Raw genomic sequence first — 20,330 nt, forward strand, 5'->3', positions numbered from 1 at the left:
CTATATTTCTTACTTTTGGCCAATGGAAAATTTTATAGTATCTGCAAGAAAATATCGTCCTCAGGAGTTTGATACTGTTGTAGGGCAATCTCATATTACGGATACTTTAGAACATGCAATTGAAGAAAGCCAATTAGCTCAGGCATTGCTTTTTTGTGGTCCTCGTGGTGTAGGTAAAACTACTTGCGCCAGAATTCTGGCAAGAAAGATCAATGAGAAAGATGGCTCGGTTTCAGAAGATGGCTTTGCGTATAATATCTATGAGCTGGATGCTGCATCCAATAACTCTGTAGATGATATCAGGGAACTGATAGATCAGGTACGTTTTGCACCTCAGGTGGGTAAATACAAAGTATATATCATCGATGAGGTTCATATGCTGTCTTCTGCCGCTTTCAATGCTTTCCTTAAAACGCTGGAAGAACCGCCTGCTCATGCTATTTTTATTTTGGCAACCACGGAGAAACATAAAATTATTCCCACGATTTTATCCCGTTGTCAGATCTATGACTTCAAACGAATTACCATTGAAGACATCCAGAGTCATCTGAGAAACATTGCCCAAAAAGAAAATATCCAGTACGAAGATGATGCCTTGTATCTGATTGCTCAAAAAGCTGATGGTGCTCTGCGAGATGCGCTTTCTATCTTCGACAGGCTTTCTACTTTCTCCCAGAAAAATATTACGCTTGCCAAAGCTGCCGAAGTACTGAATATTTTAGATTATGATCAATATCTGAATATTGTGGATCTCGCCAAGGAAAACAAAATTCCTGAAGTGCTTTTCGCATTCAATGAGATTGTAAAAAAAGGTTTTGATCCTCATATTTTTATAGCGGGATTAGGAAATCATTTCAGAGACCTGATGATGGCACAGAATGCTTCCACTATGGAACTCATTGAAGTAGGAGAGAAGACTAAAGCCAAATTCGTAGAACAGGGGCAAAAATGGGTCGCCCAACAGCTTATTGATGGTATTGAGATCTGCAACCATGCCGATATTAATTATAAGAATTCGAAAAACCCAAGACTTACGGTTGAAATTGCATTAATGCAGCTGGCTTCACTGACAGCTAATTTAGGCGATACTAAAAAAAAAAGTTCCTGATTCTAGCTCCGTTTCTCAGTGAGAAACTGGAAGTGAAAATGCCTGAAAAAACTCAGGAAAAGAAAAGCGTTCAAGTAGAACAGCCAGCTGTAGTTTCTCAGACAGCTCAGGAAACTTCAGTAACAAAAACAACCAAGCCACTGTCAAGACCGGGGATCTCTTCCGGTTTCAGCATCAATTCTTTCCTTAATAAAGAAGATAAAGTAGAAACAACAGAAAATGTTGTGGTGAGAACTGAAAATCTTCCGCAAAACCATTTTACAGATACTGATCTGCAGATGGAATGGAGAATTATGCTTAAACAACTCCAGAAAAAAGATAGCTTTGTATTTAATGCAGTAAAAACTTTCAAACTGGAAAAAGCTGAGGAAAATAAAATTAAAGTTTTATTCCCTTCAGATTCGGCTAAAGTAGAATTTGATAAAATAAGTGGAGAATTTTTTAATCATTTTAAAAGAAAAATTCAAAATCATATTATTGAGATAGAATACGTCAGAGACGTTGAAAATCTGAAGATTGAGGTGGTAACAAAGAGGAAGATGTTTGAAAAATTCATCGAAAAAAATCCACTTTTGAAAGATCTTGATGATTTAATGAAGTTTGATTTGACATAATTTTTATATATTTGTCAAATATTTCTGTCGAAAATGAGTTTTTGACAAAAACAATTTACAACCAGAAAAGCTAAAACAAAGGCATTTCTAGAATAAAATGGAAAAATTGACTAACACATATCTGTCTTTTTTTGCACCCGCTAATTACTTTTTTAGCGGTTATTTTAGTTTTTCTGCTTCTTATTATAGAAATTTCAGAACGTATTACCGATTTTATTGGTACTGTTAACTGAATTTCTTTCCAAAAAATACAGGAGAAGTAGAGCCCTATTATTTTCCTGATTCCTTTAAATAATTTTGAACGGCATTTTTTGAAAAGAATTATAAATTAAATTTTATAATCCAAAGGGCTATTGCTGTCAACGAAAAAATTATAGATACAAAAACAATAAAATTTAGAATATGAATTTAAATGATTTGAAAAATGAGTGGATCGATGGGCTTACACAGCCTCTAATGATTGCAGGACCATGTAGTGCTGAAAGTGAAGCTCAAATGCTTGAAACGGCTAGGAGAATTAAAGAATCTAATGCCAATGTGTCAGTTTTCCGTGCAGGAATCTGGAAACCGCGTACCAAACCTAATGGTTTCGAAGGGGTAGGAGTGATCGGTTTGAACTGGCTAAAAAAAGTAAAAGAAGAGTATGGTTTTAAAACAGCTACTGAAGTTGCCAATGCACATCACGTGTTTGCCGCTTTAGAAGCAGACGTGGATGTCCTTTGGATCGGAGCTCGTTCTACAGTGAATCCGTTTACAGTACAGGAAATTGCAATGGCTTTAAGAGGAACAGATAAACCTGTATTCGTAAAAAACCCTGTTAATCCGGATCTTGCATTATGGATCGGAGCTTTGGAAAGACTTTTAGGTCAGGATATTAAAAATCTTGGGGTAATTCACAGAGGATTTTCAACATACCAGAAAACAAAATACAGAAACAATCCGAACTGGCAGATTGCCCTTGATTTCAAGAGCCAGTTTCCGAATATTCCAATGCTAATCGACCCTTCTCACATTTGTGGAAACAGAACAGGTCTTGCTGATATTACACAGGAAGCGCTTAACGTAGGATACCAGGGAGCTATCATTGAATCTCACTGCAATCCTGATGAAGCATGGAGTGATGCTTCTCAGCAGATTACTCCTGAGGTTCTTGCAGAACTTATTGGTAACCTGAAAGTAAGAAACTCTAATCTTGCAGGTTTTGAAGGAGAAATGGGTAGACACAGAACTTTAATCTCAGATCTTGACTTCCAGTTAATTGAACTTCTTTCTCAAAGAATGAAAATTTCTGAAAAAATCGGTAAACTTAAAAAGGAAAACGATATTGCAATCTTCCAGCCTGAACGTTGGAAAGTAATTACAGAATACGCTACTCAAAAAGCGAAAGAAACAGGAATGTCTCAGGAGTTTATTGAAAAAGTGTTCAAAGCGATTCACGAAGAATCTATCGAAGTTCAGAACAATATTATGATCGAGAGATAGATTGCGGATAATAGGTAAGAGGTTATCAAACTTTTACTAAATTTTTCGCCTGAAAAAATTATTTAGGGCTTAGCCATCAGGATGTAGGGCAATTGAAACATGTGTTTTTAAACCTATTTCCTGAATGCTAAGCCCTAATTGCGTATATTTGCACCAGCATTATCTATGAAAGGAAAAATCATTAAATCTACAGGCAGTTGGTACCAGGTTTTGGAATTGGAAACAAATAAAATTTTCGAGGCCAGAATCAGGGGGAAATTCAAATTAATAAAAACAAGACTTACCAATCCACTTGCTGTAGGAGATTTTGTTGAGTTTCAGCTGGAACAGGATGATATCGCATGGATCACGAAAATTGAACCACGAACCAACTACCTGATCAGGAAATCAGTAAACCTTTCAAAAGAAGCCCATATTATTGCTTCCAACATTGATTTGGCTTGTTTTATCTTTACGTTGAAACATCCTGAAACATCTTTAGGTTTCCTTGACAGATTTTTGGCATGCTGTGAAGCCTATAATATTACACCGGTTATTCTTTTTAATAAAATGGACGTTCTCCACGAGGAGGAAATTGAAATTGTAAAAGACGTTGAATTCTTATATCAGGAAATAGGATATGAAACCCTGGAAATTTCTTCCTATTCAAAATTAAATCTGGATCAGCTTCAGGAGGTTCTTAAAGATAAAACTTCGGTATTTTTCGGTCACTCAGGTTGTGGAAAATCTACTTTGGTGAATGCCTTACAGCCAGGACTGAATTTAAAAACATCTGAAATTTCAGATACTCACCTGAAAGGAAAACATACCACAACTTTTGCACAGATGCATTTCTGGGATTTTGGCGGAAATGTTATTGATACTCCTGGTGTTCGTGAATTTGCCATGATTGATATTGAAAAAGAAGAGGTGCAGCATTACTTTCCTGAGATTTTCAAAAAAAGAGAGGAGTGCAAGTTTCATAACTGCCTTCACGTCAATGAACCTAAATGTGCTGTTATTGATGCCCTTGAAACGGGGGAGATTCAACATTCACGCTATGCCACTTACATTAAATTGATGGACGAGGCAGAAGAGGCTTCTCAAAAATAAATAATAACAGATATTTACTTTTTAATAATTACAGATTGATTCGGACAATCTGTACTTTCCTGTTTTTCATTATGTAAGAATAATATTCTAACAATTCGCTTCTTTAAAGATTAGATTTACTACTTTCTTAAACTATATATTTTTTTTGATTATTTTTTTTAGTTTTTAATGAAAAAAAATCTGTTTTTAGATAACTCTACTTTTCAATATTGCTTTTTTGGCAGATAACTCCACTTTTGTCATATTTTGGGTGGAAAGAAAAATGATATTTTAGAAAACCGTTCAATTGTATTAATTGAAATAAAATCGAAAATATCATTAAATATAAATCTATATCGCTTTGTAAATTACATAATTAATAAAAAATAGCCCTGTTTTTTGAAAATAAAAAACCCAGCCGAAGCTGGGTAAAAACTAATAACCATGAAAACTCAAATTAAACATGAGAATCGCAATAGAATAAACAATTACTGTGCCAAAGATTGCTTTACAATTTCTTAATAAAAGTTATTTTTATGTTAAAAAAAATTAAAATAAAAATCAAAGATATTTTTTGTAATTTTGCGCCATTAAAAAAATATACATTTATGTCTAACATTACATTCACTATGATTAAGCCTGATGCAGTTGCTGACGGACATATCGGTGCTATATTGGGTAAGATTGCTGAAGGAGGTTTTAAAATCAAAGCTTTAAAATTAACTCAGCTTACAGTTGCTGATGCAAAAAAATTCTATGAAGTACACGCTGAAAGACCATTTTATGGAGAATTAGTAGAATTCATGAGCTCTGGTCCTATCGTTGCAGCAGTTTTAGAAAAAGATAATGCAGTTGAAGACTTCAGAACATTAATCGGTGCTACTAACCCTGCAGAAGCTGCGGAAGGTACTATCAGAAAAATGTTTGCAAGAAGCATCGGAGAAAATGCGGTTCACGGTTCAGATTCTAACGAGAATGCATTAATCGAAGCTCAGTTCCATTTTTCAGGAAGAGAGATTTTCTAAGAAAATCATCTTACAAAATAAAAAATCCGGAGAATTTTCTCCGGATTTTGTTTTTATATGAATTCTTGTTTCAAACCTTATTAAAGGTTGTTTTCAATGGCTCCTACATTTTCTCTGTACAGTTCTACAGGTTTATTAAGCAGAACTGCAATAACAGTCATCTGTTTATCTAATCTTTCTTTAGGAATATCAATATAAATAATTCCTGGCCGGTCACTCCAGTAAAGTTTATTGTAAATAGTATGGCTGAGCATACTGCCATCGCCTACGATTCTTATTCGGGAAATGTCATTTTTTATTCCTTTCAGAGCAATAGGACCGGAGGGAGTTCCTTCCACAAAGAGATAAAGAGTCTGTTTGTCTTTTGATAAAGCACTCATTCCCGGATAATGGCCCGCCGGAAGACCTTTCCCTGTCTCAAATAATGCTTCTGCATGCTTGCTTATCCATTCCAGAGTTTCTGGATTTGTAGTAGGCGTTTTTTTTATTTGCATGCCAAGGCCGTCATTGGTTAAACCTTCACGGGTCAGTAAATTATTACCATAATTCAACGTATTGGCTATGTCATAGGCTGCTTCCTGGGCATTCTTTTTATTCAGTATTTCGGCTAGAGCGTGTTCTTCTTTCTTAAAATCTTTTATAAATACGGGAGGAGTATCAAAAATAAGTTCTGCCACAGTGACATCTTTGTCAAATTTCACCTTAGAAAAATTCAGGGTCAATGTTTTTTCAGGGTTATAATCCACTTTAACGGAAGCTGATGGATCTCCGATGATTTTTACGGAAAGAGGTTTTGTTGCCAACCCATAGATTTTTGTAAAATTTTTGGCTTCTTCAAGATAAAGGAATAACGACTTTTTAGAGTTTGATAAAGATGATTTCCCTTTGTAATTATCAAAAGGAATTCCGCGGGTTGTTTCATAGATGGCCTGCTGGTTTTTTGAAGTCCAGCGTCCAAGGTTTTTAAGGATTTCAACTTGTTCTTCAGGAATGGTGCCGTCTGATTTTGGACCGATATCAAGCAGAAGATTTCCGCCCATGCTTATCACGTCTGCAAGGGTTCTGACAATCATATTGGGAGTCTTGTAATTTTTATCATAAGGTTGATATCCCCAGGAATCATTCATGGTGTAACAAAGCTCCCAGTAAGGGTTTTGTGGGGGAATGACAGGAATGCCCTGTTCGGGAGTATCATAATCTCCATGATTGTTAAGTCTGGAATTGATAATAATATCAGTATTGTGTTTCCTGAGCAAATCTATGGTTTGAGTCGTTTTCCATTCTTCAGAAGTGTGCTCCCAGTTTCCATCAAACCAAATAAGATCCGGAGAATATTGCGTAGACAATTCGTTAAGCTGATCCTGATAATAACGGATAAAATTCTGCCACAGTGTCGGATTATTTTTTACTTCATACCGTAGTTTTGTCCGGGTATTGATATCGTAATAAGGATGGCTCCAATCCGGTAAAGAGAAATAAAGACCAGTTTTTAATCCGGATTTTTTAAGCGCGGAAATAAAAGGACTTAGAATATCTTTTTTTGCCAGGGAATTTTGAGGAATGCTTATTGCCTTTTCTGCGTTTGAATTCCACAGGGAAACACCGTCATGATGTTTTGTGGTAATGACAGCATATTTTGCTCCGGATTCTTTAATCAGGTTGACCCATTGTTCCGGCTGGTATTTTGAAGCTGAAAAACCATTCAGCTGTTTCATATAATTTTCGTGATTAATATAATTATTGAAGAATGACCAGGATTCGGAAATTCCATTAACGGAGTAAATTCCCCAATGAATAAAAATACCCAGTTTGGCATTTTTAAACCATTCCATTTTTTTGCTGTTGTCAACTGTTTGAACCTGGGCATCGGTATGATATGCAGAAAATACCAATCCAAGGAAAACAGCTTTAATCAGACTGCTTTTCATATATAGATTTATTTGAACATTAAATATAAATAAAGAAAACATTACCGCAATAGTTTCTTGCTATTTAATCATTCCTGTTAAAGTGTTTGTTTTTTTATTGTATTTTTAAAAACTGAGCAATAGGAATTTTGTTCTCACAATAAAATGGAAATGGAACGTTTCTTGTAAAATTTATCTGAAAAAAAGCAATTATGAAAATTCCGGCAATATTAATGGCAAGTTTATTAGCGGTAGGTGTATCTGCACAGACCACTAAACCCGAAACTAAAACGAAAAAGCCTGTTAAAAAAGTAAAGAAAGCAACTTCTCAGGATACGGTTGAAAAGAAAAAACCGGGAGCTCCTAAACCAGATGTAAAAAAAGATACGCTTGTGCTTCGTGGACATGGTTGTCCGGCCTGCGGAATGGGATAGGAGATGAGAAAGCCAATGTTAGGAGTGTCAATGATGGCGGAAGCAGATTTTGTTTCTGCTATTTTGCCGTTGTTGCAGAATAATTCTATAGAAGTGATGGAGTGGTCTTTTGACACCCTTTATCATGCTCATGAACCGGATTGGCTTCACGATTTACTGAATTTCTATGCAGAAAATGACCGTCTGATAGGACATGGAGTGTATTATTCTTTGTTTGATGCGAGATGGACAGAAAGGCAGGAAGAATGGCTGAAAAAACTAACAGAAGAAGTCAGTCTGCGGAAATACAATCATATTACGGAACATTTTGGTTTCATGAATACTGAGAATTTTCATCAGGGAGTGCCGTTGCCCGTATCTTTACATCCTCAAACTTTAGAAATAGGGCAGGACAGATTATACAGGCTTCAGGAAGCGGTGAATATTCCTGTAGGTATAGAAAATCTGGCGTTTTCATTTTCCATCGATGATGTGAAAGAACAAGGCGTTTTCCTTGATAAACTTACGGAAGGTACAAATGGTTTTCTGATTCTTGATCTCCATAATATTTACTGCCAGTCAAGTAACTTTGAAGTACCGATTCAGGAAATCATTAATTTATATCCTTTAGATAAAGTAAAAGAAATCCATCTTTCGGGTGGGAGCTGGCAGGATAGTGTGTATGGGGACAAGCAGGTGAGGAGAGATACGCATGATGATGTTATTCCTCAGGATATTCTTTCTGTTTTGCCATCTGTACTTACACAATGTCAAAATCTGGAATATATTATCATTGAAAGACTTGGAGATACGGTAAAAACAGAAGAAGAAAGAGATAATTTCCTGAATGATTTTAATACCGTAAGCACGATTATTGAAACTTCAGACTGGAAAGTGAAAGGAAAAAGCGGCTGGAGTAAAAAGGAAATGAAACTTTCGGAGAAGCCTTTAGAAAACCTGGTTTTATATGAGGAGCAATCCAGACTGACCAAGCTTCTTTTTGATAATGTAGAAGTGAAAGCCATTAAAGATCAGGATTTTTATTATTTTAAAACAGAAAACTGGGATGCTGAAATGATTCTTACTGCCCAGAACATCATTAAAAAATGGAATCCTTATTAATTCTATTCTGGTAACCAAAATCAAATTATATGAAAATGACAACACTAGTATTGATCATTACCGCTGTCCTCACTGCTTTGATAGGAGGACTTTTCTATGCTTATTCATGCTCCGTTGTGCTCGGTCTGGGAAAACTTTCTGATACAGAATACCTGAAGGCAATGCAGAGTATCAACCGGGAAATCCTGAATCCTGTTTTCTTTATGAGCTTTATGGGGACTGCAATTCTCCTTCCCGTATCTACTTTTTTACTCCGCGGTCAGCAGCCTGTTTTTATTTTTCTTCTGCTGGCTACATTGGCTTATCTGATCGGGGTTTTTGGAGTAACGGTGGCGGGAAATGTTCCCATGAATGATGCTTTAGATAAGTTTGATATCTCCAATTCCACAGCAGAAGCCATCAGGCAGATGCGGGAAAACTTTGAAAACAGATGGAATTTTCTGAATAATATAAGAACAGTCTTTTCTGTTATTTCTATCATTTTTGTGATCTGTGCCTGCATCTGGAACAGAGATGTGTGAAAAAATATAATGGAATTAAGTGAAAATACTTAGCTAGCAGATTCGGTATTTCTACGGATGTGCAGCTTTGGTTTTATTCGGATCTTTGTGTTATTAGTATGACAGTTTTAACATTTTCAATACCTTGAAAAAAAGATTATAACCAAGACGACTTAAATTTCCAAACAAGAGAAAAGGCAGCCAATGGCTGCCTTTTGTGTATGATAAGAATAATCTATCAGATCTTTAAAAGTTCAATTGTTCTTTCAGGGCTCTCAGTTGAGAAAACAGCATTTCCTGCAACCAGAACATCTGCCCCCGCTTCAAATAATTTAGATGCGTTGTCAAGATTTACTCCTCCGTCTATCTCGATAAGCGCAGTGGAGTTGTTGCTTAAGATCAGATCTTTGGTTTCAGCAATCTTTTTGTATGTGTTTTCAATGAATTTCTGACCTCCAAATCCTGGATTCACACTCATTAATAATACAAGATCCACATCAGCAATAATGTCTTCAAGCATTAATACCGGAGTAGAAGGATTTAAAACCACACCCGCTTTTGCTCCTTTACTCTGAATGTGATGGATGGTTCTGTGAAGGTGGGTACATGCCTCATAATGTACAGAAATAAGATCTGCACCATGGTTGATAAATTCATCAACATATTTCTCAGGCTCCACAATCATCAGGTGAACATCTACAAATTTTTTAGCATGCTGCTGAACGGTTTTCATTACCGGAAAACCAAATGAAATGTTAGGTACAAATCTGCCGTCCATTACATCAATGTGAAACCAGTCGGCCTGAGAATTGTTCAGCATTTCAATATCTCTTTGCAGATTCCCAAAGTCTGCAGATAAAAGGGATGGAGCAATAAGCTTCGTTTTCATTTTTACTTTATATTAGATATTTAGAGTCAGGAATCAAGAACCAAAACATGGTCAAAACAGGTGTTTTTATGTGTGTATTTCGGTTATCTTGAATCTTGTGTCTTGCATCTTGATTCTATTAATGATACTTCAGTTTCATTTCCGGCGTGATCTTAAGAACTGTTTCATAGATAAGTTTGATAACATTACCTACATCTTCCTTAGATACCATTTCCACCGTAGTATGCATATAACGCAAAGGTAAGGAAATTAAAGCACTTGGTACCCCGCCGTTAGAATGGGCAAAAGCATCTGTGTCTGTTCCTGTAGCTCTGCTTGCAGCAGCCCTTTGGAAAGGAATTTTCTTTGTTTTTGCAGTATCAATAATCAGTTCTCTGATAGTATGGTGAACGCTTGGAGCGAAGAATACTACTGGTCCGGCACCACATTTCTGATCTCCTTCTTTTTTCTTTTCAATCATTGGAGTTGTTGTGTCGTGGGTAACATCTGTTACAATAGCAATATTCGGTTTGATGGTATCAGCAATCATATCTGCTCCGTATAAACCTACTTCTTCCTGAACAGAATTGGTAATATAAAGCCCAAAAGGAATAGATTTCTTATTTTCTTTTAAAAGTCTGGCCACTTCAGCAATCATGAAACCGCCAATTCTGTTGTCCAGAGCTCTGCAGACAAAATATCTGTCGTTCATTTCAAAGAATTCATCAGGATAAGTGATCATGCATCCTACAAAAATTCCCATTTCCTCCACTTCTTTTTTAGAAGTAGCGCCACAGTCGATAAAGATATTCTCGATTTTTGGAGTAGGCTCGTTCTGGTTGGTTCTTGTATGAATAGCCGGCCATCCGAATACTCCTTTTACAATTCCGTTTTCGCTATGGATATGGACAACTTTTGAAGGTGCAATAGTCTGGTCGGAGCCTCCGTTTCTGATGACATAGATTAAGCCGTCATCTGTAATATAATTTACATACCATGAGATTTCATCAGCATGTGCTTCAATCACTACCTTAAATTCAGCTTCCGGATTGATGATCCCATAGCAGGTTCCATAGTGATCTACTTCTATTTTGTCCACATAAGGTCGGATATAGTCCATCCAGACCTCCTGTCCTTTGTGTTCATAACCTGTTGGAGATGAAGTGTTTAAATATTTCTCTAAAAATTTCAAAGATTTCTTTTCAAATTTCATAAAAAGGAATGATTTTTGCGTTTAATTTTTCTTCTTATAAGTGTAAAAATAATGAATTTTAGTAAGATTATCTGCCTTTTTGTTTTCTTTTTTGGAGTCAGTGTTTTCGGTCAGAAGGATGGTATAGTGGCAAAACCACTCAATCAGTATCCGCCTGAATCCCTGAAAGTGGATGAATTTGGTAATAAGTATTATTATGACGAACAGCAGAAGATTAAGGTGTATGAAATCAATGGTGAGCCTGTTGTAGTCTTAGACGAGTTGGTTTTGGTGAATAAACCACGATTCAATAATCAGTTGGATAAGAATTACTATTACTTCCTGAATAAAAAGCTGTACAGGGTATATCCTTTGTTTGTCACCGCACTGCAACAGTACAGAGATATTCAGAAAGATATGAATGACTTGGATAGTAAAGCCAAAAGAAAGTTTGTAAGAGAAAGACAGAATATGCTTGCTGACCAATATGAAAAACAACTGAGAGATCTTACTACGACAGAAGGACAGGTTTTTGCCAAACTGATGAACAGAGCTACCGGAAAAAATGTATTTGAGATTATCAAAGAATTGAGAGGTGGATGGAGTGCTTTCTGGTGGAATGTAAAAGGAAAAATGGCTGATATTGACCTGAAAGAACGCTATGATCCCCATACCAACAGAAGTGATGAATTTATAGAATCATTACTGCAGTCCAATTGGAATTCAGGGTATCTGCAGCCTTATCCCGGAGCAAATGATTTTAAAGTAAAGAAATAATATAAATTCCTGTAAGAATACTTACAGGAATTTTTCTTTTAATTTATCGAATACAATTTTATCTATCGGAAGAGGAAAAGGATTGTCTGGTCTGTCAATGTCAATCCATTCTGTTTTTTCAATGCAGGGATCCAGAATAATAAAATCTCCCTCATTAACGATATCTACTATATAATAGATGGTAAGAAGCTGCTCATTCTCTTTGAAACGGGATACCAGAAAGTTCTCCTGAGTATAGAAATGTTCCAGAATATTGATTTTTACATTAAGTTCTTCGTCAAACTCACGGTGCAGACATTCCAGTACACCTTCGCCATATTCCAATCCGCCACCCGGAAATTTCATTAAAGGTTCGCCGGCATATTCCTCAAATAAAGTCAGAACTTGTTTATCTTTTACCGCACAGGCATACACTCTAATGTTGATCTTATCTATCATATATATAATGTATAATATTTGTATAGCTAATGTAAGGAATTTTGTTGGAAAAAGCCGGAAGTTGGAAGCATGAAGCCGGAAGTTTTAACACTATTTATTCTTAATAATGTTGAAGTAACTTATCTTATATATTGATTATTATTTAAAAAAAATAAAATTTAATTAAGCAGTCGGCTGTAAACATCCAGCTTCCGTCCTCAAGCTTCCTTCTACATCTTAATTGCATTAATCATTTCTCTTTTTCCCGGAGGTCCCTGTTTTTTCTCTACCTGGAAATTGAGTTCCTGAAGAATTCTTCTTACGCTGCCTTTTGAAGAGTAGGTTGTTAATAATCCGTTAATGGACATTTTGTCAGAAACCAGCTCAAATAATGGTTTTTCCCAAAGATCAGGCTGTACTCTTGCCCCAAAACAATCAAAGTAAACAAGATTAATTTTGGGCAGATCAATATGCTTCAGATCGAAAAAATCACATTCTATCTTTTTTAAGTTGAATCCGCTAATGATTTCTACTGGCTTTTCCCAATCTGCCAGATGAATTTTCTGATAAATATTTTTAAACTCTGGGTTATCAAAAAGTTCAAAGTAAGCTAAATCCTTAACTTCGGATTCATTTATGGGATATTTTTCAAGCGAAAAATAATTGATGACATGATTTTTGTCAGTTTTTAAATATTCATTAATTGTTACCAAAACATTCAAACCTGTTCCAAAACCGAGTTCTAAAATATTAATTTCGTAATCATTTATCAGATTTAGTCCATTTTTGATAAACACATGTTCAGCTTCCTGTAGTGCTCCGTGATGAGAATGGTAGTTTTCATTTAAATCATTGATAAACAATGTTTTACTTCCGTCGTTTGTGGTCTTAATCTCTCTTTTCAAGCTATTTTTTTGTCAAATTTACTCTAAAATTTTTATATTTAGAAAATTATGTTAAATTTGTAGAACATCGTAAAAATTTTAAAAAATGATAATTCAAAAAACTGAAAACTCCAGAATTTCTACATTTGACCCTAACAATTTTTCATTTGGTGGTACTTTCATTGATCATATGATTATTTGTGAGTATGAAGACGGAAAATGGGGAGATGTAAAATTAGTTCCTTACGGTCCGATTCCATTTACACCTGCCATGATGGGAGTAAACTATGGACAAGCTTGTTTTGAAGGTATGAAAGCCTATAAAGACAAAGACGGACAGGTTTTCCTTTTCAGGCCTGAAAAGAATTTTGAACGTATCAATAAGTCCGCAAAGCGTCTTGCTATGCCTGAAGTGACTGAAGAAATGTTTTTAGACGGATTAAAGGCGTTAGTAGATATTGACAGAGAGTGGATTCCACAGGGGGAAGGAATGTCTCTTTATATCAGACCTTTGATTTTTGCTACAGAGGAAGCTTTGAAAGCAAGAGTATCTAATAAATATATGTTTGCCATCGTTGCAACACCTGCGAAAAGCTACTATTCTGAGCCGGTATCTGTAAAAATCTCTGATCACTATTCAAGAGCTGCAAACGGAGGGGTAGGTTCTGCTAAAGCTGCAGGTAATTACGCTGCTTCTTTCTATCCGACACAGTTGGCAATTGAAGAAGGTTACGAGCAAATTATCTGGACAGATGATGCTACTCACGAATATTTCGAAGAGAGTGGTACAATGAACGTATTTGTTAGAATTAACGATACAATCTATACACCTCCAACATCTGAGAAAATCCTTGACGGAGTAACAAGAGACAGCTTCATTCAGTTAGCTAAGAAAAGAGGAATTGAAGTAAAAATAGAACCAATTCCTGTGAAAACAGTAATTGAAGCTTTAAAGAATGGAGAGCTTAAAGAAGTATGGGGAGTAGGTACTGCAGTAGTAACCACTCAATTCCAGGCTTTAGGATACCAAGGTGAAAAATTGGAGCTTCCAAGATTATCTGACGAAGAAAGCTATGCTGCACTTCTTAAGAAAGACTTGGTAGATTTACAAAACAACTTATCTGAAGATCCTTTCGGATGGAGAGTTACAGTAGATCACGCTTTAGAAACAGTATAATAGGATATAAATAACTATATAAAAGCCGGGTTTTTCCCGGCTTTTTTGTATCTATGTATTCAAGTGTTATGTAGGAATGGTTTTATGGAAGATAATATATTGTTACATGCACACATTTCTTTGTCAAGTTTTGTAATTGATTCGCGAAATGTGTATTTTCGCAAAAGTTTATGAAAAAAATACTCTTCATATCAGCCATAAGCCTGTTGAGCTGCAACAGAAATGCACAGACGGCTCATCCTCCTGTAGGGGGTGTTTTAAGCCAAAAAGATCTGGATGTTTCTAGAAACAGGATGAAAAATCTTAATGCTATAGAACGGGGCCAGATTCAGGATTGGATCAGCGGTCAGTCTGTAAAGTATTATCCTACGCAGCTGAATTATTGGGTGACAGTGGAGGGCTATGATCAAAGGGAAAGAAGAAAGGATGAAACAACAATTTCTTATTCTTATGATCTGTACGATTTTGACCAGACTAAAATATACGATCAGCCTTTTGAAAGAAGAGATGCCAGATTCGGGCATTTTGATGAACTGAGAGCGGTGGAGAATGCTTTGCGTTTTATACGTGATGGAGAGGAAGTAACGCTTTTGGTACCGTCTTCTTTGGCTTACGGAACCTACGGAGACGAAAAGAAAATAGATAACGATATTCCATTAATCATAAAATTAAAAGCTCTATAATACATGAAATTGTTTAACAAGAATATAATTCTGGCAGCGGCAAGTATTTCGCTGATGAGTTGTACCCCAATTTATAAAAAAATGAACGTAGACAAAGAAACTTACGAAGGTCTTAATGACGGACTTTATGCCAATCTTCAAACTACAAAAGGTAACCTGATTGTAAAGTTTGAGGACAAGAAAGCACCAGTAACTGTAGCCAACTTTATCGGTCTTGCAGAAGGGAAAATCGACAACAAAGCTAAGGCTAAGGGAGTTCCTTACTATGACGGAACTATTTTCCACAGAGTGATCAAAGATTTCATGATCCAAGGGGGAGACCCTAAAGGAACTGGAGCAGGTGATCCTGGATATAAATTCGAGGATGAAAGAAATGACCTTAAACACACAGGAAAAGGTATTCTTTCTATGGCAAACTCAGGACCGAATACCAATGGTTCTCAGTTTTTCATCACGGAGGTGGCTACACCTTGGTTAGACGGAAGACACACCATCTTCGGAAAAGTGGTAAAAGGAAATGATGTGATTGATGCTATCGCTAACGTTGAAAAAGGAGCTCAGGATAAACCTAAAACAGATATCGTTTTAGAAAAAGTTTCTGTTTTCAGCAAAGGTGACGAGTACAAGCACTACGATGCAGCTAAGACTTTCAACGAAGGAAAAGCTAAAATTGCAGAAAATAATAAAGCTTTTATTGCTAAAGAAGAAGCTGAAAAGAAGAAAAAAGAAGAAGAATTCAAAGCTAACCAGGAGAAATTGGTTGAAAACCTAAAAGCTGGTATGCAGAAAACGGAATCAGGTCTTTACTATAAAATCACAAAAACTGCTGACGGTAAAGCTCCAAAAGCGGGTGACAATGTATCTGTACACTATGCAGGTAAATTGGTAGACGGAACAGAATTTGATTCTTCATTCAAGAGAAACGAGCCTATCGAAATTCCAATCGGAATGGGAAGAGTAATCAAAGGATGGGATGAAGGTATCCTATTGTTGAAAGAAGGTGAAACTGCTACTTTATTGATCCCGCCGGCAATGGCTTACGGAGAAAGAGGGGCAGGAGGAGTGATCCCGCCAAACTCTTGGTTAGTTTTCGATGTTGAGCTTGTAAAAGTAAAATAATTGAATCCTTTTTAAAATATAAAGCCGTTCCGATAAGGACGGCTTTTTTAGTTTAAATATATTCTGTAACGATCTGCGTATATGTTGCGACCCATTTTAATATCTGGAAAGTGTAATAATTTTTCCCGTAAAAAATAATCTTAAAATCTGTAATAACTATTAAAAAATGAAAACCCAATCACTTCTGTTTCTTTTTGTTCTGCTGTCGATGATGACTTTTTCGCAGACCAGGACAAATCCTGACGATGCCGCGATAAAAAAATCACTTACTTATTTTGTGAAAAGTATTCAATCTAAACAGATAGATCAGGCGGTAAGCTGTATATATCCAAAATTCTTTACCATCATTTCAAAAGAGCAGATGACACAAATTTTGAATATGACTTACAATAATCCATTCATGAAAATTGAAGTACAGGATTTCAAGTTCGGAAATATTGAAAAACCTGAACTCATTACGGGTGAGTATTTTTCTATTGCCCAGTATTTTTTGAAACTGAAATGTAGTGTCAGTTCATTAAATGAGGATATGAAAAAGAAAATGAGCAGCGCCTTAACCGCTAAATATGGTGCAAATAATGTGAAATATCTGGCTAACGAAAGTTCATATCTCATCAACGCCACTATGAAAGCCTGTGCGGTTTCAAAAGATAAAAAGACTTGGAAGTTTGTCGTTCTTGAAAAGGAATATAAAAAAGAACTGGTGAAAATCTTACCAAAGAAAGTTCTTGATAAATTTTAAAATGGTAAGCAGTAACCTTAGCTTTAAAATAAAACCGTCCTGGAAAAGACGGTTTTTTGTTGCTCATAAATACCGTAAAAATACGGATTTCGGTAAGGCTTTATTACCTCTATCTTTATCCTGCACTTATAAAAAACAAAATAGAAAATATGTTTGATCTGAATTACGACCAAATAAAGAAGGAAATAGAATCTGAAGTATGTAAAGAACACAATATGCATCCGGAGTTTGTAAAAACAGATGAAGGCTTCGGAATAAAAGCCTGCTGTGAACCTTTCAGAGAAGAACTGGTTGCAAAATCCGGAAATATGATTGAAGAAGAAACCAAAAAGATCCTTGATGAAATGATGAAGGATCTGTTTAAAGAATAAGTTTTTACGATGTTAAGATAACTTTGTTATCACAGAGCTGCTCCGGAGGGGGTAGCTTTTTTGTTGGAAGTACTGAATGTTATTGTTGGAGATATAATAATTGGGAAGGATTGTAAACAAAAAACCGCCCTGTTTGGGGCGGTTTTTTCAGTAAAAATAAATTGAAAGTTATATGTTTTGTTATTTTTTCTTCATACTTGTTCCGGCTAGGGAACTGATGAATACAAGGCCAAACCCGATATAGGCAGCAAATGCCGTCAGGTATATAATTAAGCTGTTAAAGCTTGGTTTTGTGGCGTATACCAACACAGAAAATGCAGCAAAACTCAACACCAACAGTAGGCTCCATATATGCAATTTTGCAGCATCTTCATTTCTCTTAAAAATCATTTCAAAAAACGCTCTCATCATTACTAACATTTTAAGGGTTATACAATTAATTAAAAAATAAAGGCGTAATCATCACGGTAAAAAGAATAAATTCCTTTACTGGGCTAAGGTTCACGATGACTTTGCCATTTATTTATATCGTTACACCGGGCTGAAAGTCCGGGAAATTTTTGTTTTTTTTGAATCAATAAAGATTCTTTGTTATTGTGATACCAGTTAGATACGGGGTGCAAAATTGCTGTGAAAAACTAACGGGGGTTAATTAATCACGAACCCGTATCTTGTACGGCATCGTAGAAAAAAAAGGATTCATATACTAGATATGAACTTGAATCAGTGGAAAAACTGAAAATCCACAGAAAACCTCTTTTCTCATCCTTAGTGTTTTTTTAATTTTTTCTCAATATTTTACATGCTAATATCATGCCAAAGTTATATATTCGCGATCAACACTCTGTTTCACGGGATTGATAAAGCCTGTGTTGAAACGTGTTTTTATCTATTATTTCCTTAAACGAAGAAAAATTTTCTGTTTTTCCTGCTTGGTAATTTGAAACGTAGAAAATATTACGGTGAAAATTTTTTATATATTTCTAATACGATCAGAAAAGTTTAGAAATGAAGATGGAGGTTTATTTAAAGTAAAACAGACTAAGCACGTTCCTATTAAATTTGTGTTATCTGTGAAATCATTTGTGGTATTTGTGTTTAATCTTAAAACCACTAATAACACAAATATCTTTGCACTAATTTCACAAATAAAAGATGTGAAACTCATTCATCAAACACAGACTCAATCATCAATATCAATCTGTGAAATCCGTGGTTATAAAGTTTCGGCAAAAGCCATTGATGAGGGTTTATTTAAAGTAAACAGACTAAAGCCTATTCCTATTAAATTTGTGTTATCTGTGAAATCATTTGTGATATTTGTGTTTAATCTTAAAACCACTAATAACACTAATATCTTTACACTAATTTCACAAATAGGAAAAGTGAAATTCATTGATAAAAAATATAGGTATACAGACTAAGGTTCGTTCCTATTGAATGTAAGAGTTGTGTTCTATTAAAAAAAGAAAAACCGCCTTTACAGACGGTTTTGTGTTTTACCAGTTTTTATCAATCATATAAATAATCTGTGTCAAAGCGGTGGCACCCAATAAAAGCTCTCTTCGGTTCACTTTTTCAAAAGTATCTTCTTCTGTGTGGTGAATATCGAAGTAGCGTTGAGAATCCGGCATCAGTTCAGCTGCAGGAATGCCCATGTCGTGAAGCGGATAGAGATCCGTTCCTGAAAAACGCTCTTCAAAATTGTAAACTCCATAGGGAAGGAATAGGCTTGACCAGCTTTTAATCTGATTTCTTTTGGCATCATCCATATCCAGAGCAATTCCTCGTGGTGCAAAGCCTCCGGCATCTGTTTCGATGGCAAAAAGATGTTTTTCATTCTTCTCTTTTACCGTTTTACCGTATTGGATTCCGCCTTTTACACCGTTTTCTTCATTGGCGAAGCAGACTACTCTGATGGTGTGATTATTTTGTAATCCTAACTTTTTAAAAGTTCGTAATACTTCAATGCTCTGAACAATTCCGGCACCATCATCATGAGCACCTTCACCTACATCCCAGGAATCAAGATGTCCGCCTACCACAATAACGCTTTGGTCTTTTTTACCTGTGATTTCTCCGATTACAGAGTGGGAAAGTTTTTCCCCTTTCATTCCACAGTTGGAATTAAGTTTAGCCATGATTTTCTGGCCTTTCAATAAAACTTCCAGTTCATCTGCAGTAGTGCTTCCGATGGCTACGGCGGGTATTTTAGATACTTTATCTTCATAGCGCATTGCTCCGGTGTGTGGAACATCGTCAAAGGCAGAAGAGAGTGATCTGATGATGGCAAATTTTCCACCTTTTTTTGCTGTTAATGAAGCTGCTGTTGTTCTGTATTTTGCAGCGTCACCGTATCCTTTGAAAGTCTCTATGAATGACTGGCTGAAAGGGTAGTTGAAGAATACAATTTTATCTTTTACTTTTTCAGCGGGAAGTTTATCATATTCTTCCATAGATTTTACCATGATGATTTCTCCCGAAATATCTTTTCCTCCGGTTCCTTCAGAATTTCCAAGAGAAAGCATTTTAAGGCTTTTCCATTTTCCGTTAGAAGCCTGGATGTGCAGGGATTCTTTTCCTCTTACCCATACCGGAACCATTACTTCCTGAAGCCATACTTTATCAGCTCCGGCATCACGAAGTTTCTGTTCTGCCCATTTTACGGACTTTTCATAGGCTTCAGAACCGCTTAAACGGTGGCCTATATTTTTTGTAAGCTCTCTGAGCTCTGTATATCCTTTTCCGTTGTTCAGGATTTCTGTGGAGATCTTTCTGAACTGGATGGAGTCTTCTTTAGACTGGCCAAAAGCAGCCATTCCAAAAAGCAATAATGAAGTTCCTAATATCTTTTTCAT

Annotated in this window: 21 protein-coding genes; 14 read left to right on the forward strand and 7 right to left on the reverse strand. The window is 35.9% G+C overall.

Annotated elements, in window-relative coordinates; translation table 11 throughout:
* Nucleotides 1–22: 22 nt before the first annotated feature.
* From dnaX to CQ022_RS01570, 5 genes are all read left to right on the forward strand, one after another.
* On the forward strand, nucleotides 23–1,108 hold the full coding sequence (gene dnaX, locus CQ022_RS01550; RefSeq protein ID WP_105682671.1) for a DNA polymerase III subunit gamma/tau: 1,086 nt from the start codon (nucleotides 23–25) through the stop codon (nucleotides 1,106–1,108).
* A 38-nt stretch (nucleotides 1,109–1,146) separates the two neighbouring features.
* Nucleotides 1,147–1,722 carry a hypothetical protein gene (locus CQ022_RS23120; protein ID WP_228421678.1) on the forward strand — a complete coding sequence of 192 codons (576 nt, stop codon included), beginning with the start codon at nucleotides 1,147–1,149 and terminating at the stop codon, nucleotides 1,720–1,722.
* A gap of 402 nt (nucleotides 1,723–2,124) precedes the next feature.
* Entirely contained in the window at nucleotides 2,125–3,204 is a 1,080-nt protein-coding gene (locus CQ022_RS01560; RefSeq protein WP_105682670.1) for a chorismate mutase, read from the forward strand.
* Between the two features lie 165 nt (nucleotides 3,205–3,369).
* On the forward strand, nucleotides 3,370–4,296 hold the full coding sequence (rsgA, locus tag CQ022_RS01565) for a ribosome small subunit-dependent GTPase A (RefSeq protein WP_105682669.1): 927 nt from the start codon (nucleotides 3,370–3,372) through the stop codon (nucleotides 4,294–4,296).
* A gap of 587 nt (nucleotides 4,297–4,883) precedes the next feature.
* Nucleotides 4,884–5,300 carry a nucleoside-diphosphate kinase gene (locus CQ022_RS01570; protein WP_076355787.1) on the forward strand — a complete coding sequence of 139 codons (417 nt, stop codon included), beginning with the start codon at nucleotides 4,884–4,886 and terminating at the stop codon, nucleotides 5,298–5,300.
* Nucleotides 5,301–5,380: 80 nt separating this feature from the next.
* Here CQ022_RS01570 and CQ022_RS01575 read toward each other — a convergent pair whose 3' ends face one another.
* Nucleotides 5,381–7,228, reverse strand: coding sequence for an alpha-L-fucosidase (locus CQ022_RS01575; RefSeq protein WP_105682668.1), 1,848 nt, complete (start codon nucleotides 7,226–7,228; stop codon nucleotides 5,381–5,383).
* Between the two features lie 191 nt (nucleotides 7,229–7,419).
* Between CQ022_RS01575 and CQ022_RS01580 the strand changes: the two genes are divergently transcribed.
* The 3 genes from CQ022_RS01580 to CQ022_RS01590 are packed head-to-tail and all read left to right on the forward strand — an operon-like array spanning nucleotide 7,420 to nucleotide 9,263.
* Nucleotides 7,420–7,641: a hypothetical protein gene (locus tag CQ022_RS01580; protein WP_105682667.1), complete on the forward strand. Its 222-nt coding sequence runs from the start codon at nucleotides 7,420–7,422 to the stop codon at nucleotides 7,639–7,641.
* Nucleotides 7,642–7,644: 3 nt separating this feature from the next.
* Nucleotides 7,645–8,742, forward strand: a complete 1,098-nt coding sequence (locus CQ022_RS01585; RefSeq protein WP_105682666.1) for a DUF692 family multinuclear iron-containing protein — start codon at nucleotides 7,645–7,647, stop codon at nucleotides 8,740–8,742.
* Between the two features lie 35 nt (nucleotides 8,743–8,777).
* On the forward strand, nucleotides 8,778–9,263 hold the full coding sequence (locus tag CQ022_RS01590) for a DUF1772 domain-containing protein (protein ID WP_228421674.1): 486 nt from the start codon (nucleotides 8,778–8,780) through the stop codon (nucleotides 9,261–9,263).
* 217 nt (nucleotides 9,264–9,480) lie between these two features.
* On the opposite strand, the gene rpe is transcribed toward CQ022_RS01590, so the two are convergent.
* Together rpe and CQ022_RS01600 are read right to left on the reverse strand one after the other, a co-directional pair.
* On the reverse strand, nucleotides 9,481–10,131 hold the full coding sequence (gene rpe, locus CQ022_RS01595; RefSeq protein ID WP_105682664.1) for a ribulose-phosphate 3-epimerase: 651 nt from the start codon (nucleotides 10,129–10,131) through the stop codon (nucleotides 9,481–9,483).
* Between the two features lie 118 nt (nucleotides 10,132–10,249).
* On the reverse strand, nucleotides 10,250–11,323 hold the full coding sequence (locus CQ022_RS01600) for a M42 family peptidase (RefSeq protein WP_105682663.1): 1,074 nt from the start codon (nucleotides 11,321–11,323) through the stop codon (nucleotides 10,250–10,252).
* A 51-nt stretch (nucleotides 11,324–11,374) separates the two neighbouring features.
* Between CQ022_RS01600 and CQ022_RS01605 the strand changes: the two genes are divergently transcribed.
* Entirely contained in the window at nucleotides 11,375–12,079 is a 705-nt protein-coding gene (locus CQ022_RS01605; protein WP_105682662.1) for a DUF4294 domain-containing protein, read from the forward strand.
* A 21-nt stretch (nucleotides 12,080–12,100) separates the two neighbouring features.
* Here CQ022_RS01605 and CQ022_RS01610 read toward each other — a convergent pair whose 3' ends face one another.
* A complete protein-coding gene (locus CQ022_RS01610; protein WP_105682661.1) occupies nucleotides 12,101–12,517 on the reverse strand; it encodes an NUDIX domain-containing protein in 417 nt (138 codons plus the stop codon).
* A 209-nt stretch (nucleotides 12,518–12,726) separates the two neighbouring features.
* Nucleotides 12,727–13,401, reverse strand: a complete 675-nt coding sequence (gene mnmD, locus CQ022_RS01615) for a tRNA (5-methylaminomethyl-2-thiouridine)(34)-methyltransferase MnmD (RefSeq protein WP_105682660.1) — start codon at nucleotides 13,399–13,401, stop codon at nucleotides 12,727–12,729.
* 85 nt (nucleotides 13,402–13,486) lie between these two features.
* Between mnmD and CQ022_RS01620 the strand changes: the two genes are divergently transcribed.
* The 5 genes from CQ022_RS01620 to CQ022_RS01640 all read left to right on the forward strand — a co-directional run bounded on the left by CQ022_RS01620 (nucleotide 13,487) and on the right by CQ022_RS01640 (nucleotide 17,472).
* Nucleotides 13,487–14,557, forward strand: coding sequence for a branched-chain amino acid aminotransferase (locus tag CQ022_RS01620; protein WP_105682659.1), 1,071 nt, complete (start codon nucleotides 13,487–13,489; stop codon nucleotides 14,555–14,557).
* 170 nt (nucleotides 14,558–14,727) lie between these two features.
* Entirely contained in the window at nucleotides 14,728–15,240 is a 513-nt protein-coding gene (locus CQ022_RS01625; protein WP_105682658.1) for an FKBP-type peptidyl-prolyl cis-trans isomerase, read from the forward strand.
* A gap of 81 nt (nucleotides 15,241–15,321) precedes the next feature.
* Nucleotides 15,322–16,359, forward strand: coding sequence for a peptidylprolyl isomerase (locus CQ022_RS01630; RefSeq protein WP_228421703.1), 1,038 nt, complete (start codon nucleotides 15,322–15,324; stop codon nucleotides 16,357–16,359).
* 166 nt (nucleotides 16,360–16,525) lie between these two features.
* Entirely contained in the window at nucleotides 16,526–17,101 is a 576-nt protein-coding gene (locus CQ022_RS01635; protein WP_105682657.1) for a hypothetical protein, read from the forward strand.
* A 149-nt stretch (nucleotides 17,102–17,250) separates the two neighbouring features.
* Entirely contained in the window at nucleotides 17,251–17,472 is a 222-nt protein-coding gene (locus CQ022_RS01640) for a hypothetical protein (protein WP_105682656.1), read from the forward strand.
* Between the two features lie 180 nt (nucleotides 17,473–17,652).
* Here CQ022_RS01640 and CQ022_RS01645 read toward each other — a convergent pair whose 3' ends face one another.
* Together CQ022_RS01645 and CQ022_RS01655 are read right to left on the reverse strand one after the other, a co-directional pair.
* On the reverse strand, nucleotides 17,653–17,883 hold the full coding sequence (locus tag CQ022_RS01645; protein ID WP_123864372.1) for a hypothetical protein: 231 nt from the start codon (nucleotides 17,881–17,883) through the stop codon (nucleotides 17,653–17,655).
* Between the two features lie 1,088 nt (nucleotides 17,884–18,971).
* A complete protein-coding gene (locus CQ022_RS01655; protein WP_105682653.1) occupies nucleotides 18,972–20,330 on the reverse strand; it encodes a M20/M25/M40 family metallo-hydrolase in 1,359 nt (452 codons plus the stop codon).

The organism is Chryseobacterium culicis, from assembly GCF_002979755.1.
GTDB lineage: Bacteria > Bacteroidota > Bacteroidia > Flavobacteriales > Weeksellaceae > Chryseobacterium > Chryseobacterium culicis_A.

What these genes read in the sequence shown, in the direction of transcription:
- dnaX (WP_105682671.1), top strand. Translation starts at nt 23, where the DNA reads ATGGAAAATTTTATAGTATCTGCAAGAAAATATCGTCCTCAGGAGTTT.
- CQ022_RS23120 (WP_228421678.1), top strand. Translation starts at nt 1,147, where the DNA reads ATGCCTGAAAAAACTCAGGAAAAGAAAAGCGTTCAAGTAGAACAGCCA.
- CQ022_RS01560 (WP_105682670.1), top strand. Translation starts at nt 2,125, where the DNA reads ATGAATTTAAATGATTTGAAAAATGAGTGGATCGATGGGCTTACACAG.
- rsgA (WP_105682669.1), top strand. Translation starts at nt 3,370, where the DNA reads ATGAAAGGAAAAATCATTAAATCTACAGGCAGTTGGTACCAGGTTTTG.
- CQ022_RS01570 (WP_076355787.1), top strand. Translation starts at nt 4,884, where the DNA reads ATGTCTAACATTACATTCACTATGATTAAGCCTGATGCAGTTGCTGAC.
- CQ022_RS01575 (WP_105682668.1), bottom strand. Translation starts at nt 7,228, where the DNA reads ATGAAAAGCAGTCTGATTAAAGCTGTTTTCCTTGGATTGGTATTTTCT.
- CQ022_RS01580 (WP_105682667.1), top strand. Translation starts at nt 7,420, where the DNA reads ATGAAAATTCCGGCAATATTAATGGCAAGTTTATTAGCGGTAGGTGTA.
- CQ022_RS01585 (WP_105682666.1), top strand. Translation starts at nt 7,645, where the DNA reads ATGAGAAAGCCAATGTTAGGAGTGTCAATGATGGCGGAAGCAGATTTT.
- CQ022_RS01590 (WP_228421674.1), top strand. Translation starts at nt 8,778, where the DNA reads ATGACAACACTAGTATTGATCATTACCGCTGTCCTCACTGCTTTGATA.
- rpe (WP_105682664.1), bottom strand. Translation starts at nt 10,131, where the DNA reads ATGAAAACGAAGCTTATTGCTCCATCCCTTTTATCTGCAGACTTTGGG.
- CQ022_RS01600 (WP_105682663.1), bottom strand. Translation starts at nt 11,323, where the DNA reads ATGAAATTTGAAAAGAAATCTTTGAAATTTTTAGAGAAATATTTAAAC.
- CQ022_RS01605 (WP_105682662.1), top strand. Translation starts at nt 11,375, where the DNA reads ATGAATTTTAGTAAGATTATCTGCCTTTTTGTTTTCTTTTTTGGAGTC.
- CQ022_RS01610 (WP_105682661.1), bottom strand. Translation starts at nt 12,517, where the DNA reads ATGATAGATAAGATCAACATTAGAGTGTATGCCTGTGCGGTAAAAGAT.
- CQ022_RS01620 (WP_105682659.1), top strand. Translation starts at nt 13,487, where the DNA reads ATGATAATTCAAAAAACTGAAAACTCCAGAATTTCTACATTTGACCCT.
- CQ022_RS01625 (WP_105682658.1), top strand. Translation starts at nt 14,728, where the DNA reads ATGAAAAAAATACTCTTCATATCAGCCATAAGCCTGTTGAGCTGCAAC.
- CQ022_RS01630 (WP_228421703.1), top strand. Translation starts at nt 15,322, where the DNA reads ATGAACGTAGACAAAGAAACTTACGAAGGTCTTAATGACGGACTTTAT.
- CQ022_RS01635 (WP_105682657.1), top strand. Translation starts at nt 16,526, where the DNA reads ATGAAAACCCAATCACTTCTGTTTCTTTTTGTTCTGCTGTCGATGATG.
- CQ022_RS01640 (WP_105682656.1), top strand. Translation starts at nt 17,251, where the DNA reads ATGTTTGATCTGAATTACGACCAAATAAAGAAGGAAATAGAATCTGAA.
- CQ022_RS01645 (WP_123864372.1), bottom strand. Translation starts at nt 17,883, where the DNA reads ATGATGAGAGCGTTTTTTGAAATGATTTTTAAGAGAAATGAAGATGCT.
- CQ022_RS01655 (WP_105682653.1), bottom strand. Translation starts at nt 20,330, where the DNA reads ATGAAAAAGATATTAGGAACTTCATTATTGCTTTTTGGAATGGCTGCT.